Source organism: Agrobacterium sp. LEGMi-208b, assembly GCF_059511785.1.
This window is the reverse complement of record NZ_CM183446.1, coordinates 462,073-487,306: the sequence shown is the minus strand read 5'-3', so window position 1 is coordinate 487,306 and position 25,234 is coordinate 462,073. Positions and strand designations below refer to the sequence as shown.

Annotated in this window: 21 protein-coding genes; 8 read left to right on the top strand and 13 right to left on the bottom strand. The window is 61.4% G+C overall.

Features of this window, described 5'->3' with window-relative positions; all coding sequences use genetic code 11:
- The first annotated feature begins 17 nt into the window (after positions 1–17).
- Positions 18–956, top strand: coding sequence for an ABC transporter substrate-binding protein (locus AC5YUO_RS16940; protein WP_496156053.1), 939 nt, complete (start codon positions 18–20; stop codon positions 954–956).
- A 120-nt stretch (positions 957–1,076) separates the two neighbouring features.
- Positions 1,077–2,012, top strand: coding sequence for an ABC transporter substrate-binding protein (locus tag AC5YUO_RS16935; protein WP_496156052.1), 936 nt, complete (start codon positions 1,077–1,079; stop codon positions 2,010–2,012).
- Between the two features lie 66 nt (positions 2,013–2,078).
- Here AC5YUO_RS16935 and AC5YUO_RS16930 read toward each other — a convergent pair whose 3' ends face one another.
- Complete coding sequence (locus AC5YUO_RS16930; RefSeq protein ID WP_496156051.1) at positions 2,079–3,002, bottom strand: LysR family transcriptional regulator; 924 nt, start codon at positions 3,000–3,002, stop codon at positions 2,079–2,081.
- 113 nt (positions 3,003–3,115) lie between these two features.
- On the opposite strand from AC5YUO_RS16930, the gene AC5YUO_RS16925 reads away from it, so the two are divergent.
- The 3 genes from AC5YUO_RS16925 to AC5YUO_RS16915 are packed head-to-tail and all read left to right on the top strand — an operon-like array spanning position 3,116 to position 5,932.
- A complete protein-coding gene (locus tag AC5YUO_RS16925; RefSeq protein ID WP_400812870.1) occupies positions 3,116–3,427 on the top strand; it encodes a (2Fe-2S)-binding protein in 312 nt (103 codons plus the stop codon).
- Positions 3,406–4,788, top strand: a complete 1,383-nt coding sequence (locus AC5YUO_RS16920; protein WP_496156050.1) for an FAD/NAD(P)-dependent oxidoreductase — start codon at positions 3,406–3,408, stop codon at positions 4,786–4,788. The genes AC5YUO_RS16925 and AC5YUO_RS16920 overlap by 22 nt, the downstream gene beginning before the upstream one ends.
- Complete coding sequence (locus AC5YUO_RS16915; RefSeq protein ID WP_496156049.1) at positions 4,781–5,932, top strand: NAD(P)/FAD-dependent oxidoreductase; 1,152 nt, start codon at positions 4,781–4,783, stop codon at positions 5,930–5,932. Before AC5YUO_RS16920 ends, AC5YUO_RS16915 begins: the two co-directional genes overlap by 8 nt.
- A gap of 7 nt (positions 5,933–5,939) precedes the next feature.
- On the opposite strand, the gene AC5YUO_RS16910 is transcribed toward AC5YUO_RS16915, so the two are convergent.
- Positions 5,940–7,265 (bottom strand): NAD(P)/FAD-dependent oxidoreductase, encoded by a 1,326-nt coding sequence (locus AC5YUO_RS16910; RefSeq protein WP_496156048.1) that lies wholly within the window; start codon positions 7,263–7,265, stop codon positions 5,940–5,942.
- A gap of 229 nt (positions 7,266–7,494) precedes the next feature.
- On the opposite strand from AC5YUO_RS16910, the gene AC5YUO_RS16905 reads away from it, so the two are divergent.
- Positions 7,495–7,971, top strand: coding sequence for an Lrp/AsnC family transcriptional regulator (locus AC5YUO_RS16905; protein ID WP_003506856.1), 477 nt, complete (start codon positions 7,495–7,497; stop codon positions 7,969–7,971).
- Positions 7,972–8,141: 170 nt separating this feature from the next.
- Here AC5YUO_RS16905 and AC5YUO_RS16900 read toward each other — a convergent pair whose 3' ends face one another.
- The 7 genes from AC5YUO_RS16900 to AC5YUO_RS16870 form a co-directional block, all read right to left on the bottom strand.
- Positions 8,142–9,797 carry an ABC transporter ATP-binding protein gene (locus tag AC5YUO_RS16900; RefSeq protein WP_496156047.1) on the bottom strand — a complete coding sequence of 552 codons (1,656 nt, stop codon included), beginning with the start codon at positions 9,795–9,797 and terminating at the stop codon, positions 8,142–8,144.
- Complete coding sequence (locus AC5YUO_RS16895) at positions 9,794–10,648, bottom strand: ABC transporter permease (protein WP_496156046.1); 855 nt, start codon at positions 10,646–10,648, stop codon at positions 9,794–9,796. Before AC5YUO_RS16895 ends, AC5YUO_RS16900 begins: the two co-directional genes overlap by 4 nt.
- Entirely contained in the window at positions 10,648–11,598 is a 951-nt protein-coding gene (locus AC5YUO_RS16890; protein WP_196380584.1) for an ABC transporter permease, read from the bottom strand. Before AC5YUO_RS16890 ends, AC5YUO_RS16895 begins: the two co-directional genes overlap by 1 nt.
- Positions 11,599–11,690: 92 nt before the next feature.
- Positions 11,691–13,301, bottom strand: a complete 1,611-nt coding sequence (locus tag AC5YUO_RS16885) for an ABC transporter substrate-binding protein (RefSeq protein WP_496156045.1) — start codon at positions 13,299–13,301, stop codon at positions 11,691–11,693.
- A gap of 93 nt (positions 13,302–13,394) precedes the next feature.
- On the bottom strand, positions 13,395–14,108 hold the full coding sequence (locus AC5YUO_RS16880) for an HAD-IA family hydrolase (protein WP_496156044.1): 714 nt from the start codon (positions 14,106–14,108) through the stop codon (positions 13,395–13,397).
- Positions 14,109–14,365: 257 nt separating this feature from the next.
- A complete protein-coding gene (locus AC5YUO_RS16875; protein ID WP_496156043.1) occupies positions 14,366–15,739 on the bottom strand; it encodes an aspartate aminotransferase family protein in 1,374 nt (457 codons plus the stop codon).
- Between the two features lie 14 nt (positions 15,740–15,753).
- Positions 15,754–16,590, bottom strand: a complete 837-nt coding sequence (locus AC5YUO_RS16870; protein WP_496156042.1) for a GNAT family N-acetyltransferase — start codon at positions 16,588–16,590, stop codon at positions 15,754–15,756.
- A gap of 322 nt (positions 16,591–16,912) precedes the next feature.
- On the opposite strand from AC5YUO_RS16870, the gene AC5YUO_RS16865 reads away from it, so the two are divergent.
- Positions 16,913–17,581, top strand: coding sequence for a haloacid dehalogenase type II (locus AC5YUO_RS16865; RefSeq protein WP_496156041.1), 669 nt, complete (start codon positions 16,913–16,915; stop codon positions 17,579–17,581).
- Positions 17,582–17,596: 15 nt separating this feature from the next.
- Positions 17,597–18,871, top strand: coding sequence for an NAD(P)/FAD-dependent oxidoreductase (locus AC5YUO_RS16860; RefSeq protein WP_496156040.1), 1,275 nt, complete (start codon positions 17,597–17,599; stop codon positions 18,869–18,871).
- Between the two features lie 258 nt (positions 18,872–19,129).
- Here the strand turns inward: AC5YUO_RS16860 and AC5YUO_RS16855 are convergent, their stop codons facing one another.
- From AC5YUO_RS16855 to AC5YUO_RS16840, 4 genes are all read right to left on the bottom strand, one after another.
- Positions 19,130–20,587, bottom strand: coding sequence for an NAD-dependent succinate-semialdehyde dehydrogenase (locus AC5YUO_RS16855; protein WP_496156039.1), 1,458 nt, complete (start codon positions 20,585–20,587; stop codon positions 19,130–19,132).
- Positions 20,588–20,602: 15 nt separating this feature from the next.
- The gene (locus AC5YUO_RS16850) at positions 20,603–21,646 is read right to left on the bottom strand and encodes a tartrate dehydrogenase (protein WP_496156038.1); all 1,044 of its coding nucleotides are present in this window, start codon (positions 21,644–21,646) and stop codon (positions 20,603–20,605) included.
- 13 nt (positions 21,647–21,659) lie between these two features.
- Positions 21,660–23,123: an aldehyde dehydrogenase family protein gene (locus AC5YUO_RS16845; protein ID WP_496156037.1), complete on the bottom strand. Its 1,464-nt coding sequence runs from the start codon at positions 23,121–23,123 to the stop codon at positions 21,660–21,662.
- A 141-nt stretch (positions 23,124–23,264) separates the two neighbouring features.
- Positions 23,265–25,232 (bottom strand): hydantoinase B/oxoprolinase family protein, encoded by a 1,968-nt coding sequence (locus AC5YUO_RS16840; RefSeq protein WP_496156036.1) that lies wholly within the window; start codon positions 25,230–25,232, stop codon positions 23,265–23,267.
- Positions 25,233–25,234: the final 2 nt, after the last annotated feature.

Genomic DNA, 25,234 nt, shown 5'->3' with positions numbered 1-25,234 from the left:
ACAAAGGAAACACTCATATGGCATTTTCATCGAAATTATTGTCCCTGCTTGCGAGCGGTCTTTTCACCGCCACCGCCGCGCTCGTCCCGGCCGCGCATGCGCAGGAGGTTGACCTGTCGCCCGAGCAGAAGGGGCGGGTGCGCGCCGAAAAGGTGGAAGAGGCGATCAAGCTTCTGCCCGCCGGCCACAAGTTCATCGCCGATGGAAAGCTGACGGTTGCGACCGTTCCATTCCGCCTGCCGCTCGTGGACTACGCCAGCGACACAAAAACGCCGATCGGCGTGGAGCCTGATATCGCCCAGCTCGTCGCCGACAGCCTCGGCCTTGAGCTGCAGCTTGTACCCATCGCCTGGGCGGACTGGCCGCTCGGTCTTGCGTCCGGCAAATATGATGCCGTTACCTCGAACATCACGGTGACGGAAGCGCGCAAGGAAAAGTTCGATTTCTCCAGCTACCGCAACGATCTGCTCGGCTTCTACGTCGGCAATAACAGCAAGGTGACGTCCATCGACAAGCCGGAGGATGTCGCAGGGCTGAAGGTGATCGTCGGCGCGGCCACCAATCAGGAGCAGATCCTGCTGAAATGGATCAAGGACAACAAGGCCAAGGGACTGGCCGATACCGAAGTGCAATATTACGACGATCAGGCCGTGCTTGACGTCGCCCTGCAATCCGGCCGCGCTGATGCCTATCTCGGCCCCAATGCGACCTCGGCGTTCCAGGCGGCAAGCCAGAAGAAGACGAAACTTGTCGGCACCTTCTCCGGCGGCTGGCCGGAAGCGGCCGAGATTGCCGTCGCTTCGAAAAAGGGCGCGGGCATTGCCGAGGCCGTTACCGCCGCGCTGAATGCCCAGATCAAGAACGGCAATTACGGCAAGGTTCTTGCCCGCTGGAATCTGGGTTCTGAAGCCATCACCGAATCCCGCACCAATCCGCCGGGCCTGCCCAAGAGCTGAGATGCCAAAAGCTGAGTTGCCAAAAGCTGAGTTGAAGGTGGGACATCACTCAGCCGGTAGCGCGGGCATCCTCCCGCCCGCGCTACCTCCGTCCCGCCATCATTCCATCGGGAAACCACAATGACCTTCACTTCTCGTCTCGCCACGGCCACGCTCGGCGCCTTTCTCTCCATCGCCGGTTTCGGGTCGGCTTTCGCAACCGATGTCTTCGACCTGTCGCCGGATCAGCCCGGCCGTATCCGGGTTGAAAAAGACCCCGGCGCGATTGCCGCCGTTCCCAAGGATTTCAAATTCGTCACGCCGGGCAAACTTACGGTCGCGGTCGCACCCGGCGGACCGCCGCTCGCGACCTATGCGACGGACGCAAAAACGGTGGTGGGCGCTGATCCTGATTATGCCCTCGCGGTGGCCGATAGCCTCGGTCTCGAACTGGAACTGGTGGCGGTTGCCTGGGCTGACTGGCCGCTGGGGCTTGCCTCCGGCAAATACGACGCGGTGATTTCGAATGTGGGCGTTACCGAGCAGCGCAAGGAAAAGTTCGATTTTTCCACCTATCGGCAGGGCCTGCACGGATTTTTCGTCAAGGCGGACAGCGGCATTACCGCCATTCGCGAGCCGAAGGACGCAGCCGGCCTGAGGATCATCGTTGGCGCCGGCACCAATCAGGAGCGCATTCTGCTGAAATGGAGCGATGAGGACGTCGCCGCCGGCCTGAAGCCGATCGAACTGCAATATTACGATGATGAAGCCACGCGGCTTGTGGCGCTTTCGGCGGGGCGGGCGGATGTGATCGTCCAGCCGCATGCGCAGCTGGTTTTCATCGCCGCACGCGACAAGACCATCAAGCGTGTCGGCACCCTTTCCGCCGGCTGGCCGGAGCGTTCCGATGTCGCCATTACCACCCGCAAGGGGTCAGGACTGGCCGACGCGCTGACGCTTGCCACCAACGACCTGATCAAGAGCGGCGCTTATGCCAAGATTCTGGATCGCTGGCAGCTATCGGAAGAAGCTTTGCCGGAATCGCGGACCAACCCTCCCGGCCTGCCGAAAAGCTGATCGTTCGAACACATGCGGCGGACCGCGATACCCGCAGGCTCAGGCTTGCGGGTATTGTTTTCTCCGTCAGCCCTGGGCGGGGAGGGCGCGAAAGAGTTTTCGCAATTCACCGACGAAGGGTTTGAAAAACCGCGAGAGCGGCCGGGCCGTGTTGGTGGAAACGGCGACATTCATCGTCACCTCAGGCATGAATGAACGCACCGTCACCCCCTCGAAACTGTTCCAGCGCACCAGGCCGTCGACAAGGGCAATGCCGATACCGCCGCGCACCAGCGGCACAGCGCCCACCGATGAGGTGACCTGTACAGAAACATCACGGGTAAGCCCGTCGCGCTCGAAGGCCTCGTTCAGCTGCGGGCCGATCTCGTCGGCATGGTTACCGTAGGAAATCAGCGGTCTGCCGGCGAGGTCACGCGGCGTTAGCGTCATCATCTCCGCCAGGGCATCGTCATGCCGCATCACCGCCACGACCGGTACGGAGGCGAGAATTTCGCTGCGCACGGTCGGCGCCTGAATGGTGGACAGCGTTACGGCAAAATCGATGTCGCCCAGCAGCAATTGCTCGGCAATCTCTTTTTTTGGCAGGGCGTTGAGATGGATTTTGACGGTCGGGTGCGCCTGCCGGAAAGCGAGAAGCGCCTCGGGTAGCACTGAATAGGTGACCGGCAGGCTGGCTCCGATGCGCAGAAGGCCGAGCTTGCGCTCGCCGATGGTACGGGTCAGCTTTTTCAGGACTTCCAGCTCACGGAAAACCCGGTCGGCATCCTCATAGATCAGATGCGCTTCCATCGTCGGCACCAGCCGCCCGCCGATGCGCTCGAACAGCTTGTAACCCAGCTGGCTTTCCAGATGGTGCAGCACCTTGCTGACGCCGGGCTGGGAAACGGCAAGCGAATTGGCGGCCGCCGTCACGGAGCCATCGCGCATGATGGCGCGGAAAATTTCAAGCTGTCGGGCGTTCATGGAAACCTCCGGCGTCATCTCTTCCATAACCCAAGGTTCTGTTCAAGCGACCATTTGCGATTGGTGAGAAAGCGCCTGCCGTGGAAATCTGTAAGCGTGCAGGAGAGGTGCCTGCCAGGGTTTCGGGAAAGGAAAAGCGGATGCCGGCCAGATTCAGGCGCATCGCCGAAGAGCGACGCGCGGTTTGCCCTGTCCTGATAGACGGCCTGCCGGTCGAGGCGCTGGAGGGAGATACCGTGCTGACGGCGCTGATGCTGTCGCGCGGGTTCGCTCGCCTTTCGGAATTCGCCGATGGCAAGCGGGCGGGTTTCTGTCTGATGGGTGCCTGTCAGGATTGCTGGGTCTGGACCGGGCAAGGCGAACGGCTGCGCGCCTGTTCCACCGCCGTTCTCCCGGGCATGGATATCAGAACCGAGGTTCCGGAGGGGTTATGGCAGATTTGCGCGTCGTGATCGTGGGCGCCGGCCCCGCCGGTACGCGTGCCGCCGAGACGTTGGTGCGGGCGGGGCTTAGCCCCGTCGTCATCGATGAGGGAGATCGCAGCGGCGGCCAGATTTATCGCCGTCAGCCGCAGAATTTCCGTCGTTCCTATGCGGCGCTTTACGGCACGGAAGCGGGCAAGGCGAGAGCTTTGCACGAGACATTCGACGGGCTTTCGGACCGTATCGATTACCGCCCGCAGACCCTCGCCTGGGCAATCCGCGACAATCACATTCATATTCAGCGCGCAGAGACATCCGAAGCTCTGGATTTCGATGCCCTTATTATCGCATCGGGCGCGACCGACCGCATCATGCCTCTGCCGGGCTGGACGAGGCCGGGTTGTTTTTCGCTCGGCGCCGCGCAGATAGCCCTGAAGGCGCAGGCCTGCGCGATAGGGCGGCGGGTCGTTTTCATGGGCACGGGACCGCTGCTTTATCTTGTCGCCTATCAATATATGAAGGCGGGCGCGAAACCCGTGGCGGTGCTGGATACCACGCCGCTTTCCACGCAGATCAGGGGCCTGCCGGGGATGATGGCGCGGCCGTCACAGCTCCTCAAAGGCATGCGGCTTGTCGCAGCGCTGCTTGCCGGAGGAGTAAGGATCGAGCGGGGCGTCGAGCCGGTAGAGATTACCGGCGACGGCGAAAGCGGCGTGACCGGCATCCGTTACCGGAATGCGTCCGGTCAGGAAAAACGCCTTGTCTGCGATGCCATCGGCATTGGCTATCATCTGCGGGCGGAAAGCCAGCTTGCGGATCTTGCCGGGTGCCGCTTCTCCTTTCATCCGCTGATCCGGCAATGGCTTCCGGATGTGGACGATATGGGGCGCAGTTCCGTGCCGGGTGTCTATCTTGCCGGCGATGGGGTGCGCATTCTCGGTGCGGATGGTGCGGAAGCCTCCGGCCGGCTTGCCGTCTTCGCGCTGCTTGAGGATAACGGCGTGAAGCCATCCCGTGCGGAAATCGGCCGCTGTCGCAAACGACTAAAAGCCGCGAGCCGCTTTGCGCAGGGAATGGCCCGGGCCTTTCCGTGGCCGAACCACTTGGCGAAGGCACTTGCCGACGACACGATTATCTGCCGCTGTGAGGTGGTGACGGCGGGCGAGTTACGCGCAAGCGTGACCGGCAAGGGCGCAACGGAGGTCAACCGCTCGAAAGCTTTCTCGCGGGCTGGCATGGGGCGATGCCAGGGGCGGTTCTGCGGGCCGGCGGGGCAGGAGATTGTCGCGGCCGCCTGTGGTCTGCCGGTGGAATTGGCCGGACGGCTGCGCGGGCAGGCACCGGTGAAACCGCTGCCTCTGGCGATTGTGAGAGGAGGCGACGATGCGTAACCCGCTTGCGGAGGCCGATGTCATTATCGTTGGTGGAGGCATTGTCGGAACCGCCACCGCGTTTTTCCTGCGGCAACGGGGCGTCAGTGTCATTCTGCTGGAGCGTTTCCTTGTCGGTCAGCAGGCAAGCGGCACCAATTTCGGCAATGTTCGCCGTCAGGGCCGTTATCTCGGGCAGCTCCCGCTCGCCAACAGATCACGCGACATCTGGAGCCGAATTCCGCAGCTCACCGGCGCGGACGTGGAATTCATGCCCGTCGGCCATATCCGGTTTCTCTGGGCGGAAGAACAGATCGCCGCGGTCGAGAAATACCGCGACGATGCCGCGCAATATGGTCTGGAGTTGCACATCCTCTCACGCGAGGCTGTCAGGCAGAAATTTCCCTTTATCGGGCCGGAGGCCATTGCCGGATCATGGTCGCCGCATGATGGTCACGCCAATCCGCGTCTCGTCGCGCCCGCCTTTGCCCGCGCGGCGCGGCGGGATGGCGCAATGTTCGTGGAAAACTGCGAGGTTCTGGCCATAGAAAAGATCGGCGAGGACTTCCGGGTAACGACGGCGGAAGGGGATTATCGCGCGCCCGTGGTGCTGGTTGCCAGCGGTGCATGGGGTGGCGGGTTTGCCGCTGCGCTGGGGGAGGCGGTGCCGCTGGAAGTGGCCGGGCCGCAAATGGGCGTGACGGAACCCTTGCCATGGTTCATTCAACCCGTTGTCGGCGTCTCCACCAAAATTCCGGGTGAAGTGATCTATATGCGGCAAATTCCGCGCGGAAACGTCATTTTCGGCGGGGTGAAACGATGCGCCGCCGCACTGGACGAACGCCGGGCGAAATACGATCCCGCCGGGCTCGATGCCCAGTTGCGACAGCTTTTGCGGCTTGCGCCCGCCCTGCGCCATGCGCGGCTAATCCGCACCTGGTCCGGCGTGGAAGGTTATATGGCCGACGATCTGCCGGTCATGGGAGACAGTGCCGCAACTTCGGGCCTTTATTACGCTTTTGGCTTCAGTGGCCATGGCTTCCAGATCGGACCGGGTGTCGGCGATGTAATGGCGGAACTGATCGCGACCGGGAAAACCACGACGCCGATTGCGGATTTTCACATCGGTCGTTTCAGCAGCGGTAAACATGTCTCATCCCATTAGGGAAGGGTCAGAAATCCGCGACTTTGCCCCATGATGAATCAAGGAAACGGCTGGGGTGATAGGCGGCGGGATCGACGATTGGGTTCGACCCCGTCACGATATCGGCGATCAGATGGCCGGCGCCCGGTCCGATGCCGAAACCATGGCCGCTGAAACCGGCGGCGAGAATGAAGCCGGGCAATTCGCCGGTTTCGCCGATGGCGGGCACGCCATCCGGCGTGCTGTCGATGAAACCGGCCCAGGCGGCAGAAATCTGTGTTTTGCGAAGGGCAGGCAGAAGCTCCAGCGCCCTTTTATGGGTCTCGCGGATGGCGGCGGCATTCGGTTTCGGATCGAGAATACGAACCCGCTCCATCGGCGTTGGTGCATCCAGCCGCCAGCGTTTCAGCGTCTCATGGCCGCCGCGAATGCCTTCCAGCCCACCCGGTCGCAGGCTGCGCCAGCGCTTGAGGAACATCGGGACGAATTCGCGGGCAAACCGCATCTGCTGCGCCGTCGGGTCGATGCGCCCCAGCCCGCTGATGGCGAGCGTGTAGCCGCCATTGTTCCGTTTCGTTGCCGAAACGGCGGCGGTGTGCAGCGCGTCCGGCAGACCTTCCGCGCCCGGCGTGACGGCGAGAATGGAGGAACGGACGGAGGCCTGCGGGAAACGAATGCCGAGCTGGCGGCAAAAAGACGATGCCCAGGCCCCGCCGGACATGATGGCGGTTTTGGTGCGGATCGTGCCTTTTTCGGTGATGACGGCGCTGACCCGGCCGCCTTCCGTCTCAAGCCCGCGTGCGGCGCAATTCTGATGCACCGTGCCGCCCAGTTTGATGATGGCGCGTGCCACAGCGGGTGCCGCCATGGAAGGATCGGCAGTGCCGTCCGTCGGTGAAAACACGCCGCCCTTCCAGCGCTTTCCCGTGGACCGGCCGCGTTCGCTCGCCTCATCGGCGCTCAGCATATGGGTCGTCACGCCTGCGGTAATGGCAAAGTCGCGCCAGCGTGCCCAGCCGGCAAGTTCGGCCTCATTGTCGCTGAGGTAAAACAGCCCGCAGCGGCGAAACCCCGTGTCTTCGCCGCTCTCTGCGCCAAATTCTTCCCACAATGCCAGGCTCTTCGTGGAAATCGGCAATTCGCGAGCATCTCGGTTCTGCTGGCGGCACCAGCCCCAGTTGCGGCTGGATTGCTCCGCTCCGATCAAACCTTTTTCGACCAGCGCCACTTTGAGGCCGCGCCGGGCAAGATAATAGGCGGCGAAGACACCGACGATACCGCCGCCGATAATGACGGCGTCCGCGGATGTCGGCAGTTCCGGCGATGTCGTGATCTGTTGCAGCGGGGCGGGCATGGTCGGACTCCTTATATCCGTCCTAATTTACCCTAGCCGGCGTGTAAACGCTGCCAGACTGGGCTTGTTACCGGAATCTCCTGCTGTTCGGTGATGGTTCTGCAACTCTTTATGCTGCATCAAAAAATTATCCGCACATCGACAGGGTTCGCCCATGTGGTAAGATTTACGTCAATGCGCCAGAATTTTATGCTGCGCTTAGAAAAACAAAAAAGGGGTTCCGTATATGATGAAACTTGACCGGATCGACATCAAGATTCTCTACGAACTGCAGAAAAACGGTCGCATCACCAATGTCGAGCTGGCGGAGCTTGTCAATCTGTCGCCCAGCCCCTGCCTGATGCGGGTGAAAAAGCTTCAGGCGGAAGGTTATATCGAGGGCTATTCGGCGCAGATCAACATCAACAAGCTCGGCCAGACGCTGACGGTGTTCACCGAGATCACGCTGAAGAACCACCGCCAGATCGATTTCGCCCGCTTCCTCGGCGTTGTCGAAAAGATCGACCAGGTGGTGGAATGCCACCTCGTTTCGGGCGGTTACGACTATCTGCTGAAATTCGTCACCTCCGGCATCGTCGAATATCAGTCGATCATGGAGCGGCTGACCGATATGGATGTTGGCATCGACAAATATTTCAGCTTTGTGGTGCTGAAATCGCCGATCATCAAATCGCACATGCCGCTGACCAGCCTGTTTCCGCTTTGAGGTGTGAGAACGGTTCTTCAGTCAGATGCTTGCTCTATCTCCACGTCATCCTCGGGCTTGACCCGAGGATCCATAGCCCGCCGAGATGAATGGATCCTCGCCTCAAGGGCGAGGATGACACCGAGGGAGATTTTGGTGCTTCCCAATCCACCTTGCCGTCTTCCAGCCTCTCACCTCTTCGAAAACGCCCGCACCAGCTCCGCATCCTGCTGAAGATTATCGAGCCATGTCGGGTCGAGTTTCGGCACCGAGGAGAACAGCAGTTTCGAATAGGGATGCGTCGGCGATTTGATCGCTTCCGTTTCCAGATGCTCCACCTTCTGCCCGCCATACATCACGACGATTTCGTCGCAGATGGTTTCCACCACCGAAAGATCGTGGCTGATGAAGATATAGGAAAGGTTCAGCTCCCGCTGCAATTCCCCAAGCAGGTCGATGATCGCAGCCGCGACCACGGTATCGAGCGCCGAGGTGATCTCATCGCAGATAATCAGTGACGGTTCGGCGGCAAGCGCACGGGCGAAATTGACGCGCTGCTTCTGCCCGCCGGAAAGGCCGGCAGGATGGCGATGACGGACCGAGCGCGGCAGCTTCACCATATCGAGAAGCTGATCGATCCGGGCGTCGCGCGCCTTGCCTTTCATGCCGTGATAGAAGGTCAGCGGCCGGCCGAGAATATCCTCGATCGGTTTCGACGGGTTGAGTGCGGTATCGGCATATTGGAAGACGATCTGCATGCGGCGCAGCTGGTCGCTGGTTCGGCGTCGGGCATCCGCATCCAGTTCCCGGCCTTCGAAGATGACATGGCCGCTGGCTGCCGGCAGAATGCCGGCAATGGCGCGCGCCAGCGTCGATTTTCCGCAACCGGACTCACCGATAATGCCGAGATTGCGGCCGGGATAGACCGAAAGGCTGACGCTATCCACCGCGCGCACCAGCGGCATCTTGTCTTCGCCCTTGGTTCCATAACCGGCGATCAGCTTTTCGATATCCAGCAGCGGCGTTGCCTGCTCCTGTTTGACCGGTGTGACGACGCGTGCCTTGTCATGAAAGGCCGTCAGCAGTTCCTTTGTATAGGGATGCTGCGCATTCTCGAGGATATCCTTGGTCGTACCGGTTTCCTGAATCTCGCCGCCCTTCAGCACCACGATCCGGTCGGCGATCTGGGCGACGACGGCGAGATCGTGCGAAACATAAACGCCGCCGATGCCGTTCTTGCGCATTGCCGATTTGAAGGCGCGCAGCACTTCGATCTGGGTCGTGACGTCGAGCGCGGTGGTCGGTTCGTCGAAGATCACCAGCTTCGGGTTGCCGATCAGCGCCATGGCGGCGGAGAGGCGCTGGAGCTGGCCGCCGGATACCTGATGCGGGTAACGCTCGCCGATGGTCTGAGGGTTGGGCAGCGACAGCGCCTTGAAAAGTTCCATTGCCCGCGTCCGTGCCTCCTGCGGCGGCATCAGATGGTGGATGCGGGTGACTTCGATGACCTGATCGATGATCCTCTGCGCCGGGTTGAAGGCGGCGGCCGCACTTTGCGGCACATAGGCCACTTTCGTACCGCGGACTTTGGCGCGTTCCGCTTCGGAAAGCTGCACCATGTCCTGGCCCGCCACCTTGACGCTGCCGGCGGAAATGCGGCAACCCGGCCGGGCATAACCCATCAACGTCAGCGCGATGGTGGTCTTGCCGGAACCGCTTTCGCCGATCAGTGCGACGATTTCGCCGTCGGCGATGTCGATGTCCACGCCCTTGATGATGTCGATACGGCGGCCGGAATCGGTGGTCGCCTCGACCTTCAATCCGCGGATTTCAACGAGATTGTTCATGATTCGCTCCTGTCGCGGATTTTCTGCGGCAGATTGTCGATCAGCAGGTTGACGCTGATCGTCAGGCTGGCAATGGCCAGCGACGGGAAGATGACGGCGGGGGCCGCAAACGGCAGGCCGCCGATGTTCTCACGCACCAGCGCGCCCCAGTCCGCATTCGGCGGCTGCAGGCCAAGGCCGAGGAAGGAGAGGCCTGACAGAAGCAGCACGATGAACACGAAGCGCACGCCAAGATCGGCAAGCACGGGCCGGACGATGTTCGGCAGGATTTCAGAGCCGATCAGGTAGAGCAGGCTTTCGCCGCGCACCCGGGCGACGGTGACGAAATCCATGGTATTGACATTGACGGCGAGCGCCCGGGCGAAACGATAGGCGCCCGGCGTATAGATGACCGAGAGCGTGACGATCAGCACCGGAATGGACGAGCCGACAGCGGCGACGACCACGAGGCCGAAAAGCTTGCTCGGAATGGAATTCACCGCATCGAGAAAGCGGCTCAGCGCCGCATCGAACCAGCCGCCGATGACGGCGGCGCACATGCCGAGCACGACGCCGGAGGTGCAGGCAATGGTGACGGCGGCGAGCGATATGCCGACCGTGAAACGCGCGCCCATGAGAATGCGGGAAAACACGTCGCGCCCGAGATAATCGGAACCGAGCCAGAGATCTGACGTCATCGGCCCGAAATAATCGAGATCGACGATTTCACCCACCGGATGCGGAATGAGATAGGGCGCGAAGATCGCCACCATGGCCCAGAAAAAAATGACGAGAAAGCCGAAAACGCCGACTGCGTTGATCTTGTAACCCAAGCGCGAGGTCCCCGAAGTTGTTTTGATCGTGTCGGCCATCAGCGCAGCCTCGGATTGGACATGATGGCGATGATGTCAGCCGTCGTGATGAGGAGGAGATAACCGACGCAGAAGATCATCGCGCAGCTCTGGATCAGCGGCAGGTCGCGGGTTGCGACGCCATCGACCATCAGCTTGGCGATGCCGGGATAATTGAAGATCGTCTCGACGATGATGACGCCGCCGACGAGATAGGAAAGCGACAGCGCCACCGCATTGACGATGGGGCCGAGCGCATTGGGAAGCGCGTGGCGAAGCACGATGCGCATGCGCGGCGCACCCTTCAAAAGCGCCATTTCCACGTAGGGCGTATCGAGCGTCTCGATCACGGCGGCGCGGCTCATGCGGATCATCTGCGCGGAAACGACGAAGGTCAGCGTGATGACCGGCATGGCATAGACCCGCAGCACATCGAAAAGTGTGTGAACCTCGCTCACCAGCGACAGCGCCGGCAGCCATTTCAGATAAACGGCGAAAAGCAGCACGGCGAGTGTGGCGATCATGAATTCCGGCACCGAGATGACGCCGATGGTCAGCACGGTGACAACCCGGTCATACAGCGTTCCGCGCAGCATGGCGGAGCTGATGCCGAGGGTCAGCGCCAGCGGCACGGCGATGATGGTGGTAATGCCGGCAAGCTTCATGGAGTTGACGAAGCGCGGGCCGATAAGATCGGCAATCGCCATATTGTTGGCGTAGGACGTGCCGAGTTCACCCTGCAGCAGGCCCAGAAGCCAGCGGACGAAACGCAGCAGGGCCGGATCGTCGAGATGCATGGCGGTGCGCAGGCCGGCCACGGCCTCCGGCGTCGCCGCCTGACCAAGCAGGATCGTCGCCGTGTCGCCGGGCAGCAGGCTGGTGGCGGAAAAGACGATAAACGACACGATAAGCAGCGTCGTCAGCATGACGACCAGCCGCCTGGCGATAAGGGATAATATCCGGCTGTTCATTCACATGCTCCTGCGACGTGCCTGATTGTGGAGGCTTTCCGCAACGACGGAAAGGCTGCCGGGCGCATTCTCGCGCCCGGCTCCATGGTCTATCAGGCTTCGAGCCAGACGTATTCCGCAAAGGCATAACCCATCATGCCGCCGAGCGGATTGGCTTCCAGCCCCTTCAGATTGGAAGTGATGGCGTCGACGTTCGAAATATAGGCGGGAATGATGGTGCCGGCTTCGTCGGCGATCATCGTTTCCAGTTCGAAGTAGATCTGCTTGCGCTTTTCGATATCGAGCATGCCGCGAGCTTCGAGCATCAGCTTGTCGAATTTCGGCGACTTGTACTGGCTTTCGTTCCACGGTGCGTCGGAAGCGTAGAGCAGGGAGAACAGGATGTCCGGCGTCGGGCGCGGGTTGATGTTGCCGAAATGGACCGGCGCCTTCAGCCAGTAATTGCTCCAGTAACCGTCCGAAGGCACGCGCTGCACATCCAGCTTGACGCCGATTTCGGCGGCGGAAGCCTGAATGATCATCGCCATGTCGACCGAAGAGCTTGCCGCATCCGATGCGATGACCGGAATGGACTGGCCGATGAGGCCGGCTTTTTCGAAATGGAACTTCGCCTTGTCCGGATCGAAGGCTTTCGGCTTGAGGTCCGGATTGTGATAGGGGCTCATCGGCGGAACCGGCTGGTCGTTGCCGACTTCACCCAGGCCGCGCAGCGCCGCCTTGACGATCTGCTCGCGATTGACGATCGACTTCATGCCGGCGACGAAATCGGCATTGTTGCCCGGCGCCTGGTCGAGCCGCATGTTGAGGTTGGTGTAGTTCCCCGATGTCGTCTTGGACAGAACGACACCTTCCTGCTTGTCGAGCAGGCGAAGTGCACGCGGGTTGATGGAGGCCGCAAGCTGGATATCGCCGGAAAGAAGCGCGTTGACGCGGGCATTATCGTCGGAAATCGCGATGAATTCGAAACTGTCGATGTGCGGGCCGCCGGACTTCCAGTAATTGGTGTTCTTGCTCATGATCGAACGCACGCCCGGCTCGAATTTTTCGAGCTTGAAAGCGCCCGTGCCGTTGCCCTTGGAGAAATCCGTGGTGCCGTCGGCAACGATCATGAAATGGTGCAGGGCCAGAATGGATGGCAGGTCGGCATTCGCGTTCGCCAGCGTGATTTCGACTGTGCTCTTGTCGAGAGCCTTGAAGCCGGTCATCTGCGCGGCAATCTTTGCGACCTTGGAACCGACGGCCGGATCGAGATGTCGCTTCAGCGAATAAACCACGTCGTCGGCCGTCAGGGCCTTGCCGTCGTGGAAGGTGACGCCGGAACGCAGCTTCACCGTCCAGGTCTTGGCGTCCTTGGTTTCGATAGCTTCGGCCAGCTCCAGCTGCGGTGTGCCGGAAACGTCCAGGAAGCTCAAACGGTTATAGAGCGCGCAGCAACGAACATAGTCCGTCGAAAGCGAGGCCTTCGCCGGATCGAGCGTATCGGCGGTGGAGGAGGACCAGCCGGCAGCTTTCAGCGTGCCGCCGGAAACCGGCGTCGCGGCAACCGCCTGAGAGGCGCGGCCGAGAATGGCCGAACCGGCGGAAAGGGCGACGCCGCCCGCCAGCAGCATGTGAAGCAGCTCACGCCGCGTTGCGCCGCGCCGGATCGCCTGTTCAACGGCGGCATCGTCGGAGCGGGTCCAGTTTGTAATCCTGTCACTCATGGTCTTCCCCTTTTGTATGATTTGTTGAAATGCGTCTGAAGAAATTTCCGGCATGCCACATCCCAGTTCGCGGCACGCCATTGGCGGGGCGGCTCAGCCGCCCGTCTGTCTCACTGCTTCGGCAAGGCCGGCCATGGAGGTGAAGTGGTAGTCCGGCTTGGTGAAGTTTTCCGGCTCGATCGTACCGCCATAACCCTTCTGGGCGTGGCGTCGCTCGATCCAGCAATTGGTCATGCCCAGTTTCCGGGAAATGCCGATATCGTGGTACTGGCTTTGCGCGACATGCAGAATGTCGTCCTTCGATGCTCCCTCGCTTTCCACAAAGGTAAAGACCTTTTCGAAGAAGGCGGGATCGGGTTTTTCGGTGCCGGTGTCATCCGCCGTGAAAGCGGCATGAAAGGGATTGCCGAGTTCCTTCGAGAAATAGTCGAAGGCCCAGCGCTGGGCGTTGGTCATGGCGATGAGACGATGCGTCTTGGCAAGTTCCGCCATGGCGGCTCGGCTGTCTTCAAAGCCTTTCCAGCTTTTTGCCGCATCGCGCAGACGCTCGCCGAAAGCGCGTTCCGCCGGCAGGCCGAGTTCAGGAGCGATGATCAGGTATACGCGGACGAGATCGTCCGGAAACAGGTCGGTCGCGTCGGAATAACGGGCGGCGCGATAGAGCGCGAGCGCCTTTTCACCGTCGACCTCCACGCCATTTTCCGCGCCGATCGCGGCCAGCGTCGATTTCAGGCCGCCTTCGAAATCGATGAGAGTCCCCACCACGTCGAAGCTCATATATTTGAAGTCGCTCAGTTTTTTGGGCAATGTCGGTCTCCGCTTTGCCGCCTTAAGCCTCTTGGGGAGCCTGCGGCAGATTATTCTGTTCCCGGACGGGATCCTTGCCCCGTTCCCATTTGCGATTACGCCCTTTTTTATGGCGTTTCGTGCCGTTTGCATTCATAGTTTGGCACTTTCGGCACGCCGGATTCGCCGAAATGGATCGGCTCTTCGGCAGAATATTGCGAATATGTGGTGCGTTGCGACATTTCGAGAGGGTGCCGCAACGCCGCCCGGCTATCGCCTCAGGCCATGGCCGCCCGTACCGCGGGGTCTTCGAGCGTCTGGTCGAGGGTCTTCAGCGTCCGCTCGATGATGGCGTCGATCTCGCTGTCGGTGCAGCAGAGCGGCGGCGCGTAACCCAGAATGCCGTTCGCAAAGGCGCGCACGATCAGGCCGTTTTCCCAGGCGCGGTCGAAAACTTTTCGCGCGGGGGCGGCTGCGGCCGGCAGCGGCGTTTTCCTGTCCTTGTCGGTCACGAGTTCCACGGCGGCGAGCATGCCGCGCCCGCGGACATCGCCGACCAGCGGATGGCTTCTCAGGCTCTCAAGCCCCGCCATCAGCCTTTGACCGGCGCGGCGGCCGTTTTCCAGCAGCCCGCCCTCGTAAAGTTTCAGCACTTCCAGACCGACCGCGGCGCTGACGGGATGGGCGGAATAGGTGTAGCCATGCCCGATTGCGGCCTCGCCTGCGAAGTCGGCAATTGTATCATAGACGTGGTCCGCCATGAAGACGGCGCCCATCGGCACATAGCCGGAGGTGAGGCCCTTGGCGGTGGTGATGAAGTCCGGCACGATATCTTCGTCGGCACAGGCAAACAGCGGTCCCGTGCGGCCAAAGCCGGTAATGACCTCGTCGGCGACGAAGAGGATGCCATAGGAACGGCAGAGGTCGCGCATGGCCTTGATCCAGCCCGGAGGCGGCACGAGAACCCCGCCGGAACCCTGGATCGGCTCCGCATAGAAGGCGGCGACGCGGTCCGGACCGATCGCCTCGATCTTGTCCTTCAGGATTTGCAGGGAGGATGCGATGATGGCGGCCGGATCGCTTCCCACCGGGTTACGGTAGGCGTAATGCGACGGGATTTTGTGCTGCCAGTCGTAGGGCACGCCGAAACCGGCATGGAAAGCGGGCAGGGCGGTGAGGCCCGAACCGGCGGTGGTGGAGCCGTGATAACCCTGTTCGATGGAGATGAACTGGTCGCGCTGCGGCTGGCCCTTGGCATGCCAGTAATAGCGGATGAACCTGATGGTGCTGTCCACCGCATCGGAACCGCCAAGTGTGAAATAGACGTGGTTGAGATCGCCCGGTGCGCGGTCGGCAAGCTCGGAGGCAAGCCGGATCGCCGGTTCGCTGCCAATGTCGAAATAGGCCGTCGCATAGGGCAATTCCCGCATCTGCTTTGCCGCCGCCTCGACGATGCTGTCATGGCCGTAACCGGCATTGACGCACCACAGGCCGGCAAAACCGTCGATGAGCTGATGGCCGGTCATATCGGTGACGGTGGCGCCGCTTGCCGATTGCAGCACCCGCACGCCCAGCTTCTCATGGCCGCGGAAGGAGGAGACGGGGTGCACCAGATGGGCGCGATCCAGTTCGATCAGTGAATTGCTTAACATGGGTCTCTCCGGATTCAGCCCAGCGCCTGGCTGGTCAATGCGAATGTTTTCAGTTTTTTGTCAGCGGGGATTTCGGTTTTTGACCGGCGCATGGCGATGCCGCCGCCGACATGGCCAAGGCCCCGTTCGGCAAGCCAGGGGGCGAGCCCCGTATCGGCCGTGGTGTCCACACGCAGGAATGCGCCGGGACGTTCAGAAAACACGAACGCGATCAGTTCTTTCGCGATTTCAGCATTTTCCGCCACGACCGGGCCGATGACTTCGCCGCGTCCGAAGGCGCGAAGTGCCGCAAAACCCTTGATGACGCCCTGTTCCTGCACGATTGCGAAACGCGCCTTTTCGGCAAGTGCCGCAAAGAGGGCCGTGCGATCCGCACCGAAAGCCTGCGCATCGAGCGCGGCGAATTTGGCCGGATCGATGGTTTCCGCCCAGGCCACGCCTTCCGGCCTGTTGGTTGCCACCGGAATGCCCTGATGCTGGAGCACCTCGCCGCAGGCGGTAAAGCCAAGCTTTTCATAAAGCGGCAGGCCGTCGGTCGTGGCGACGAGACGGCATTCGCGATTTTCTGCTGCGTCCATTGCCGCGCCCATCAGCTGGCGTCCAAGGCCGCGGCCGCGCATGCTCTCATCCACGATCACCATATTGACGGTGGCGCAGGTGTCTCCGAGAATCGTCGCCATGGCGGTTCCGACGACACGTCCGTTTTCCAGGGCGACGAAACCCTTGCTCAGGGACAGGACCAGCGCCCAGTCTTCTTTCCGGTGCGGCCAGCCGGCCTGGCGGGAAAGTTCAACGGCCGCATCGAGGTGGTCCGGTTGAAACGTTTGGATATCGATCAGGCTCGCCTGCATGCCGGAACTCCATTTTTCTGCTTATTCATTGATAGACCGATGCCCAAAGAAGATTGTCCCGACAAATGGGAAGGTTCGATATGTTTCGCTGTTGCTTTTATGCGCCGCCGCATCTTATGCCGCATCTTGTCGGCACCCGGCCGTAAACCGGGGACCGGCGGCGGCTTCCGGTTTGCCTCAACGCAACTCTCTGCCAAACTGGCGGCTGCATACGCAACAATCTGCTTCCGCTGACGGCAATTGCGGTGCGTCGACCGGGCAAAGGCTTTCTATGATCAATGCATTCCGGCACGGCCGATCCCCAAGCAAGGATGACGACGACATGACCATCTTCCGCCCGAAATACATCTCCTTCGATTGCTACGGCACGCTGATCAATTTCCAGATGGCAGAGGCCGCCCGCGATCTTTATGGTGATCGTCTCGATGAAGCGCAGATGCAGCAGTTCATCAGGAATTTTGCGGCCTATCGTCTGGATGAGATCATGGGCGACTGGAAGCCCTATGCCCAGGTGGTTCATAATTCGCTTTCGCGCAGCTGCAAGCGCAATGGCGTGGCCTTCAAGGATGAAGATGCCACCTTCGTTTACGAGCGCGTTCCGACCTGGGGCCCGCATGCCGATGTTCCGGCCGGGCTTGCCAAAGTTGCGAAGGAAATTCCCCTCGTCATCCTGTCCAACGCCATGAATTCGCAGATCATGTCGAATGTCGAAAAGCTGGGCGCGCCCTTCCACGCGGTCTACACCGCCGAGCAGGCGCAGGCCTACAAGCCGCGTTTCAAGGCCTTCGAATATATGTTCGACATGCTGGGCTGCGGTCCGGAAGACATGCTGCATGTTTCCTCCTCGTTCCGTTACGACCTGATGTCGGCCCATGATCTCGGCATCAAGAACAAGGTCTGGGTCAATCGCGGCCACGAGCCCGCCAATCCCTATTACGGTTATGTCGAAATCGCCGATATTTCCGGCCTGGCAGGCGTGGTTGGATTGTAAGGAAAGGTCGGGACCATGAAGTTCGTCTCCTATTGGCACGATACCGCGCCGCAATTTTCAGGTGCCGCGCAAGGTCCCGTCGAAGGTCATTACGATGTCGCCGTCATCGGTGGAGGGTTCACCGGTCTCGGGGCCGCGCGCCAGCTGGCCAAAGCCGGTGCGCGGGTGGTCGTTCTCGAAGGGGAGCGGGTCGGCTGGGGCGCCTCCGGCCGCAATGGCGGGCATCTCAACAATGGTCTCGCCCATTCCTATCTCTCCGCCAAGGCCGAGCTTGGCAAGGAACGCGCGATTGCCCTCTACAGGGCGCTCGATTCCTCCATCGATACGCTGGAGGCGCTGATCGCGGAGGAGGGCATCGATTGCAACTTCCGCCGCTCGGGCAAGCTGAAGCTTGCGTCCAAACCGCAGCATTTTGAAGGGCTGGCGAAGAATTTCGAGGCGCTGCATGCCGAGGTCGATTCCGATACGGCGCTTCTTTCCGCGGCTGATCTCAAGGCGGAGATCGGCTCGCCCTTTTATGGCGCCATGCTCTCGAAGAAGAGCGCCATGATGCATATGGGTCGCTATGTGGCGGGCCTTGCCGAAGCCGCCAGCCGTCATGGCGCGGTGATCTTCGAAAATGCCGCCGTGACGAAGCACATCCAGAACGGCAGGACCCACGAACTGGAGACCTCACGCGGCAAGGTGACGGCCGACAATGTTCTGGTGGCGACCGGCGCTTACACGCCCTCCGGCTTCAGCTATTTCCGCCGCCGCATCATTGCGGTCGGCAGTTTTATCATCGCCACGCGGCCGCTGACGGATGCCGAGATCAAGGCTTCGGTTCCGGGCAACCGCACCTATGTCAACTCCATGAATATCGGCAATTATTTCCGGCTCGCGCCGGATAACCGGCTAATCTTCGGCGGCCGTGCCCGCTTTTCCGCCACGTCGGACCAGCGTTCGGACGCCAAAAGCGGTGAAATCCTGACGGAAAGTCTGCATCGCATCTTCCCGCAGCTTGCCCATGTGCCGATCGATTATTGCTGGGGCGGTCTGGTGGACATGACCAAGGACCGCTATCCGCGCGCCGGTTTCCATGACGGCGTCTGGTACGCCATGGGCTATTCCGGCCACGGTGCGCAGCTTTCCACCCATCTCGGCATGATCATGGCAGACGCCATTCTGGGTCGGCCGGATAATAACCCACTGAAGGGACTGGACTGGCCGGCCGTGCCGGGTCATTTCGGCAAGCCGTGGTTCCTGCCGCTGGTGGGCTTTTATTACAAGATGCTGGACAAGATTCAGTAGAGTTCGGTCGCTTCCTGTCTCTCAGGCTTCTTACGAACCATCCCCCACATTCGACGTCATCCTCGGGCTTGTCCCGAGGATCTGTCCACCTATCGTAAAATCAATCGGTAGCAGATGCTCGGGACAGGCCCGAGCATGACGGAGGAGAGGTTTGTGGGCATTCCATCAGTCTAACAGCAGCTGTCCGGCCGTTTTATTGCCTCCACACAAAAAGAAGGGCCGCAGAGCGACCCTTTAGGCGGGGAGAAGGAAGCGGGTTCAGGAAAGCCCGCCAATATGAAACGTCTTGATCTCCAGATATTCCTCGATGCCGACCTGCGCGCCCTCACGGCCGAGGCCGGATTGCTTGACGCCGCCGAAGGGGGCGACTTCGGTGGAGATCGCGCCGGTGTTAAGGCCGACCATGCCGAATTCCAGCGCCTCGCCCACGCGCCAGGCGCGTTTCAGGCTTTCGGTATAGAAATAGGCGGCAAGGCCGAAGGGCGTGCCGTTGGCGATGGCGATCGCCTCTTCCTCCGTCTCGAAACGGAAAAGCGGCGCGACCGGCCCGAAGGTTTCTTCGCTTGCCAGCCGCATGCCGGTCGTGGCACCGGTCAGCACCACGGGGGCGGTATATTGCGGACCCTCCGGCAGATCGTGCGGCTTGGTGATGATCTTCGCGCCCTTGGAAACGGCGTCATCGATATGGGCGCGGATCTTGGTGATGGCCGGTTCGTTGATCATCGGGCCAATCGCAACGCCTGCCTCTGTTCCGGGTCCGACCCGCATGGCGTCGACGCGATCCGCCAGTTTCTTGGCAAAGGCGTCATAAACGCTCGACTGCACGAGAATGCGGTTGGCGCAAACGCAGGTCTGGCCGCCATTGCGGAATTTCGAGACGAGCGCGCCTTCGATGGCGAGGTCGAGATCGGCATCGTCGAAAACGATGAAGGGCGCATTGCCGCCGAGTTCCAGCGACAGGCGCTTGACGCTGTCGGCAGCGCCGCGCATCAAGAGCGAACCGACGCGGGTGGAGCCGGTGAAGGAAATTTTCCGAACCGTCTCGTTGGCCATGATTTCGTTGCCGATTTCCGTCGGCATGCCGGTGACGATGTTGATGACGCCCGCCGGAATGCCGGCCCGTTCGGCAAGCACGCCGAGCGCTAAGGCCGAATAGGGCGTGAATTCCGACGGCTTGATGATGACGGTGCAGCCGGCTGCGAGTGCTGGCGCGACCTTGCGGGTGATCATGGCGTTCGGGAAGTTCCACGGCGTGATGATGCCGCAGACGCCGACCGGTTCTTTCAGCACCACGATACGCCGGTCCGGCGTCGGTGAAGGAATGGTGCCGCCGCCGATACGACGCGCCTCTTCCGCGAACCATTTGACGAAGGACGCGCCGTAGCGAATTTCTCCCTTCGCTTCATCGAGCGGCTTGCCCTGTTCGGTGGTCAGGATCAGGCCGAGATCATCGACATTGTCGATCATCAGCGCGAACCATTTTTCCAGAAGCGCCGCACGCTCCGCGTGGGTTTTCTTTTTCCACGGGCCGAAGGCGGCGTTGGCGGCTTCTATCGCCGCGCGGGTTTCCACGCCACCCATGTCCGGCACGGTGCCGATTACCGCCTGTGTCGCCGGGTCGACCACGTCGACCGCCTTGCCCGATGCCGCCGCCTTCCATGCGCCGCCGATCAAGCCCGTCTGGCGAAAGAGTTCCTTGTCCTTCAAGCCCTGCATCATAATTCTCCGAAATCAGTCGAGCGCCGCAAGAACCGCGGCGGTGATGGCGTCTGTCCTGTCCTTGCCCGGCACCGTGCCGATACCCCGGCCGGTCGCCGTTTCCAGCGCTGCCATGATACGTATGGCTGCATCCTTTTCGCCGAGATGTTCGAGCATCATCGCGCCGGACCAGATGGCGGCGATGGGGTTGGCGATGCCGAGATGGGCGATATCAGGTGCCGAACCGTGCACCGGCTCGAACATGGAGGGCGCGCTGCGGTCAGGATTGATATTGGCGGAAGCGGCAAAACCGAGGCCACCCTGAATGGCTGCGCCGAGATCGGTCAAAATGTCGCCGAAGAGGTTGGAGGCGACCACGACATCGAGGCTTTCCGGAGCCATGACCATGCGGGCCGCCATGGCGTCTATGTGGTAGCTGGAAACCTCGACGTCTGGATACTCAGTAGCGAGCTTGCGGGTTACCTCGTCCCAGAACACCATCGAATATTTCTGGGCATTGGACTTGGTGATGGAGGCGAGCTTGCCGCGACGTTTCTGCGCCTGCTCGAAGCCGAAACGCAGGATACGCTCCACACCCTTGCGGGTGAAGATGGAGGTTTCGACGGCAACTTCGTCATCGGTGCCCTGATGCACGCGGCCGCCGGCGCCGGAATATTCGCCTTCCGTGTTTTCGCGAATGCAGAGAATGTCGAAGCCATCCGCCTTCAAAGGCCCCTGCACACCGGGCAGAAGCCGGTGCGGGCGGATATTGGCATATTGCACGAAAGCCTTGCGGATCGGCAGTAGCAGGCCGTGCAGCGAAACCGAATCCGGCACTTCCGCCGGCCAGCCGACTGCGCCGAGCAGAATGGCGTCGAAGCCACGCAGGGTTTCGATGCCGTCCTTGGGCATCATCGCGCCGGTTTCCTTGTAGAAGGCGCAGGACCAGGGGAATTCCGTTCCTTCAAGCGCAAAACCGGAGGTTTTGGCGGCGGCGTTGAGCACCTGCCATGCGGCGTCCGTCACGCTTTTGCCGATGCCGTCTCCGGGAATGAGTGCGATGCGATGCGTTTTCAAGACATTTCCCCTGTTACAGTCCGATAAGGACACTTTTGCTCTTGCGGTTGGCGAGATAGGCCTCCCGTCCGAGATCCTTGCCGATGCCGGAGCGTTTGTAACCGCCGGTCGGCAATATGTGGTCGCGCGAGCGACCGTAACGGTTGACCCAGATCGTGCCCGCCTGGATGGCGCGGGACAGGCGCATTACACGCGAGATGTCACGGCTGAAAAGACCCGCCGCCAGACCGTAGGTCGGATGATCGGAAAGCGCCAGAGCCTCTTCTTCCGTGCGGAAGGTCTGCAGCGTCAGTACCGGGCCGAAGATTTCCTCGGTGACGGCGGGGGAGGTCTGGTCGACATTGGCGATCAGCGTCGGCTGATAGAAATAGCCGGGGCCATCCATGATCGCCCCGCCGGTCAGGCATTCGCCGCCATGGGCGACCGCCGCCTGTACGATGCCGTCGATGCGCTTGCGCTGCACCTCGGAGATGATCGGCGAATATTGCGTCGTCTCGTCCCAGGTCGGGCCGGGCTTCACTGCCTGCATGCGGGCGATGATGGCAGTGGAAAGGGCATCCGCCGCACTTTCCTCGACGATGATGCGCGAGCCAGCCACGCAGGCCTGCCCGGCATTGGAGAGAATATTGCCGGCGATGGCCGCCGCCGCCTTTTCGATATCGGCATCGGCGAAGACGATTTGCGGGCTCTTGCCGCCGAGTTCCAGCGTCATGGGTTTGATGCCGGCGCGGGCGATATTGGCCATGATGGCGGCGCCCGCGGCCGTGGAGCCGGTGAAACTGACCTTGGAGATATCAGGGTGCCCGGTGATGGCATTGCCGGTCACAGGCCCGTCGCCCAGCACGATGTTGATGAGACCTGCCGGCAATCCGGCCCTGATTGCCAGCTGCGCCATGAAGATGCTGGAGAAGGGTGTCATTTCCGATGGTTTCAACACCACGGCATTGCCCGCCGCGAGCGCCGGGCCGAGCTTCCAGCCGGCCATGGAAACGGGGAAATTCCACGGCGTGATGGCGCCGACCACACCATAGGGTTCGGTCATGATCATGCCGAGGCTTGCATCGTCTGTCGGCACCAGATCGCCGCCTTCCTTGTCGGCAAACTCGGCGAAGAAGCGGATCTGTTCGGCGGTGACGGCGATATCGCCTGTTATCAGCTGGCCCACGGGCCGCGTCGAGGAGAGCGCCTCGATTTTCGCCAAAGTCTCTGCTTCCGCTTCGATCAGGTCGGCCCAGCGCTGCAAGACCTTTGTGCGCTCGCGCGGGCGCACGCCGCCCCAGTTGCTGCTCTTCAACGCGGTCTTGGCAGTCTGCACCGCTTCATCGACCAGCGCCGCATCCGCCTTGGGGCAACCGGCATATTCGATACCATCAGATGGGCGATGCATGTCGATGCCGTTTGCCGCCGGAACCAGCCGGTCGCCGATGAAGTGGCCGATCGGCAGGGATAAGCTGTCTGGATCGAAGCTGAGCGTCATGTGGAATCCTCTTTGGATATGCCCCAACGCTAATCCCTGATGGCAAGCAGCATCGACCGACTGCGGCGCGGGCGGTGAATGAAAATCCTGTTTTGCCACCGGCAGACAGCGCAATCTTCGGCGACCGGTATATGCCGCAGGTCAAAGGCCGTAGCGGGCGCTTATCCGGTCGAAAATCCCGGCCATCCGCTCGCCAAGGGGGCGGGGATCATCGCCCTCGTTTTCAACCGCCTCAAACACCCGGTGTTTCAGGAAGAAGCGCCATCCCACGGGCGATTTTTGCAGGAATTGCGTCAGAAGATCATAACGTTCCCGGGTCCAGACCGCCTCGAAGGCCAGCCGCTCCGGCCCGTAGCTGATGATATCGTCGGTCTTTGGGCGCGGCGCGGCGCGCAGGACGGCCGTCGCCTCTTCGTCGATCTCATCACCGATGAGCACCACCCCATAGTGTCTTGCAGCATTTTCTGCCGAGACCGCACCACGCCGCACATCGCGCAGCACGGCCTGCCGCGGGCGGGTAAAGGGGTCGCCGTAACCGCCGGCTCCCGGCCCGACGACACGAATGACATCGCCCGGACCGCAATGGACGATATCGGTATTGCCGAGCGAGATTTCGCCCTCGGTATCGGGATTACGGAGGAAGCGGGAAATCAGCCCCGGACCTGCGCCATTCACACCCCAGCTCGCCATCACTGAACGGTTGCGGTTGCGGGCCGTGACCACCGTTTCCGGTGACGATATTTCAAACTCCATGACGGCCGAAAGCCCGCCGCGAAAACGGCCCGCCCCGCCGGTGTCGCGTTGCAGCCCGTAACGGCGAAAAAGGATCGGTACTTCCGCTTCGCTGATTTCAATCGGCGTGTTGCGCAGAAAACCGGTGGCGCCGCCGGCGCCGTCGCTGCCGTCGCAGAAGGGCGTGCCGCCGCCACCGCCGCCAACCGGGCCGATGGAGGCCATGACCGGGCGGCCGTTCCTGTCGCTGGTCTTGATGTTCATGATGGCGTTCCCGCCGGGTGAGGCGGCGGGAATAAGCTCCGGCAGGGCCTTCGCGAAAGCGCCGATGGTGACGATCTGCGTCATGGCGCAGGTCAGCGAACGCATGCCGACGGCGGCCGGGCGCTGGCAATTGACGATCGTGCCTTCCGGCAGCACGGCCCGCGCCGGGCGCAGGGTGCCGGCATTCAGGAGCAGGCTGTTATCGAGCGTATAAAGCACATAGGTCAGGCCGACCATGACGAGTGAATGCCGCTCGCGACCGCCGGTTGGCATGTTCAGCGACGAGCCCAGCTGCGGATCGCTGCCGGTATAATCAAGGATCGCCTCGCCGCCGCGGATTTTCAGCGTCAGCGCCACGCGGCATGGCCGGCCGCCAACGGAATCCTCATCGGCATAATCGGCAAAGAAATAGTCGCCATCGGGCACCTTGGTGAGGATTTGCCGGGTCTGCTCTTCCGCATAGTCGAAAATCTGCCGCACACCGTCGAGAAAGTCGTCAAAGCCGAAACGGGCGACGATCTCCTGCATCTTGCGTTCGCCGATATTGACGGAGGCGATCTGGGCATGGAGGTCGCCGATATTCTGTTCCGGCATGCGGACATTGGCCTTCATCATGTCGATGATGAAGGGATCGAGCCTGCCTTTGCGAACGAGCTTGACCGGCGGAATGCGCAGGCCTTCCTGCTCGATTTCCGAAAGCGAGCGGGACAATGAAGCCGGAACCGCGCCGCCGACATCGGTATTGTGGATGTGCCCGACCACGAAACAGGCGATTTTGCCCTCATGGAAGACCGGTTTCCAGATGTGGATGTCCGGAGAGTGGGTGGCGACGAAACCGCTATAGGGATCGTTGGTGATGCAGATATCGCCCTCTTCATAGTCCTCGAACATGGAAATTAGTGGCGCATAATCGATGCCGCTATACCAGGGCGCGCCGAATTGCCGGGGATTGGCGAAGGCCAGCCCCTCACGCGTCACCACCTGGCAGGAAAAATCCTCGGTTTCCTTGACGAAGGCGGAATGGGCGGTGCGCATCAGCGTGAAGGCCATGGCATCGGCGGCAGCCGAACAGAAATTGGCAAGCACCTTGAGATTGCGGCGATCGATGGTCATGG

What these genes read in the sequence shown, in the direction of transcription:
- AC5YUO_RS16940 (WP_496156053.1), top strand. Translation starts at nt 18, where the DNA reads ATGGCATTTTCATCGAAATTATTGTCCCTGCTTGCGAGCGGTCTTTTC.
- AC5YUO_RS16935 (WP_496156052.1), top strand. Translation starts at nt 1,077, where the DNA reads ATGACCTTCACTTCTCGTCTCGCCACGGCCACGCTCGGCGCCTTTCTC.
- AC5YUO_RS16930 (WP_496156051.1), bottom strand. Translation starts at nt 3,002, where the DNA reads ATGGAAGAGATGACGCCGGAGGTTTCCATGAACGCCCGACAGCTTGAA.
- AC5YUO_RS16925 (WP_400812870.1), top strand. Translation starts at nt 3,116, where the DNA reads ATGCCGGCCAGATTCAGGCGCATCGCCGAAGAGCGACGCGCGGTTTGC.
- AC5YUO_RS16920 (WP_496156050.1), top strand. Translation starts at nt 3,406, where the DNA reads ATGGCAGATTTGCGCGTCGTGATCGTGGGCGCCGGCCCCGCCGGTACG.
- AC5YUO_RS16915 (WP_496156049.1), top strand. Translation starts at nt 4,781, where the DNA reads ATGCGTAACCCGCTTGCGGAGGCCGATGTCATTATCGTTGGTGGAGGC.
- AC5YUO_RS16910 (WP_496156048.1), bottom strand. Translation starts at nt 7,265, where the DNA reads ATGCCCGCCCCGCTGCAACAGATCACGACATCGCCGGAACTGCCGACA.
- AC5YUO_RS16905 (WP_003506856.1), top strand. Translation starts at nt 7,495, where the DNA reads ATGAAACTTGACCGGATCGACATCAAGATTCTCTACGAACTGCAGAAA.
- AC5YUO_RS16900 (WP_496156047.1), bottom strand. Translation starts at nt 9,797, where the DNA reads ATGAACAATCTCGTTGAAATCCGCGGATTGAAGGTCGAGGCGACCACC.
- AC5YUO_RS16895 (WP_496156046.1), bottom strand. Translation starts at nt 10,648, where the DNA reads ATGGCCGACACGATCAAAACAACTTCGGGGACCTCGCGCTTGGGTTAC.
- AC5YUO_RS16890 (WP_196380584.1), bottom strand. Translation starts at nt 11,598, where the DNA reads ATGAACAGCCGGATATTATCCCTTATCGCCAGGCGGCTGGTCGTCATG.
- AC5YUO_RS16885 (WP_496156045.1), bottom strand. Translation starts at nt 13,301, where the DNA reads ATGAGTGACAGGATTACAAACTGGACCCGCTCCGACGATGCCGCCGTT.
- AC5YUO_RS16875 (WP_496156043.1), bottom strand. Translation starts at nt 15,739, where the DNA reads ATGTTAAGCAATTCACTGATCGAACTGGATCGCGCCCATCTGGTGCAC.
- AC5YUO_RS16870 (WP_496156042.1), bottom strand. Translation starts at nt 16,590, where the DNA reads ATGCAGGCGAGCCTGATCGATATCCAAACGTTTCAACCGGACCACCTC.
- AC5YUO_RS16865 (WP_496156041.1), top strand. Translation starts at nt 16,913, where the DNA reads ATGACCATCTTCCGCCCGAAATACATCTCCTTCGATTGCTACGGCACG.
- AC5YUO_RS16860 (WP_496156040.1), top strand. Translation starts at nt 17,597, where the DNA reads ATGAAGTTCGTCTCCTATTGGCACGATACCGCGCCGCAATTTTCAGGT.
- AC5YUO_RS16855 (WP_496156039.1), bottom strand. Translation starts at nt 20,587, where the DNA reads ATGCAGGGCTTGAAGGACAAGGAACTCTTTCGCCAGACGGGCTTGATC.
- AC5YUO_RS16845 (WP_496156037.1), bottom strand. Translation starts at nt 23,123, where the DNA reads ATGACGCTCAGCTTCGATCCAGACAGCTTATCCCTGCCGATCGGCCAC.
- AC5YUO_RS16840 (WP_496156036.1), bottom strand. Translation starts at nt 25,232, where the DNA reads ATGACCATCGATCGCCGCAATCTCAAGGTGCTTGCCAATTTCTGTTCG.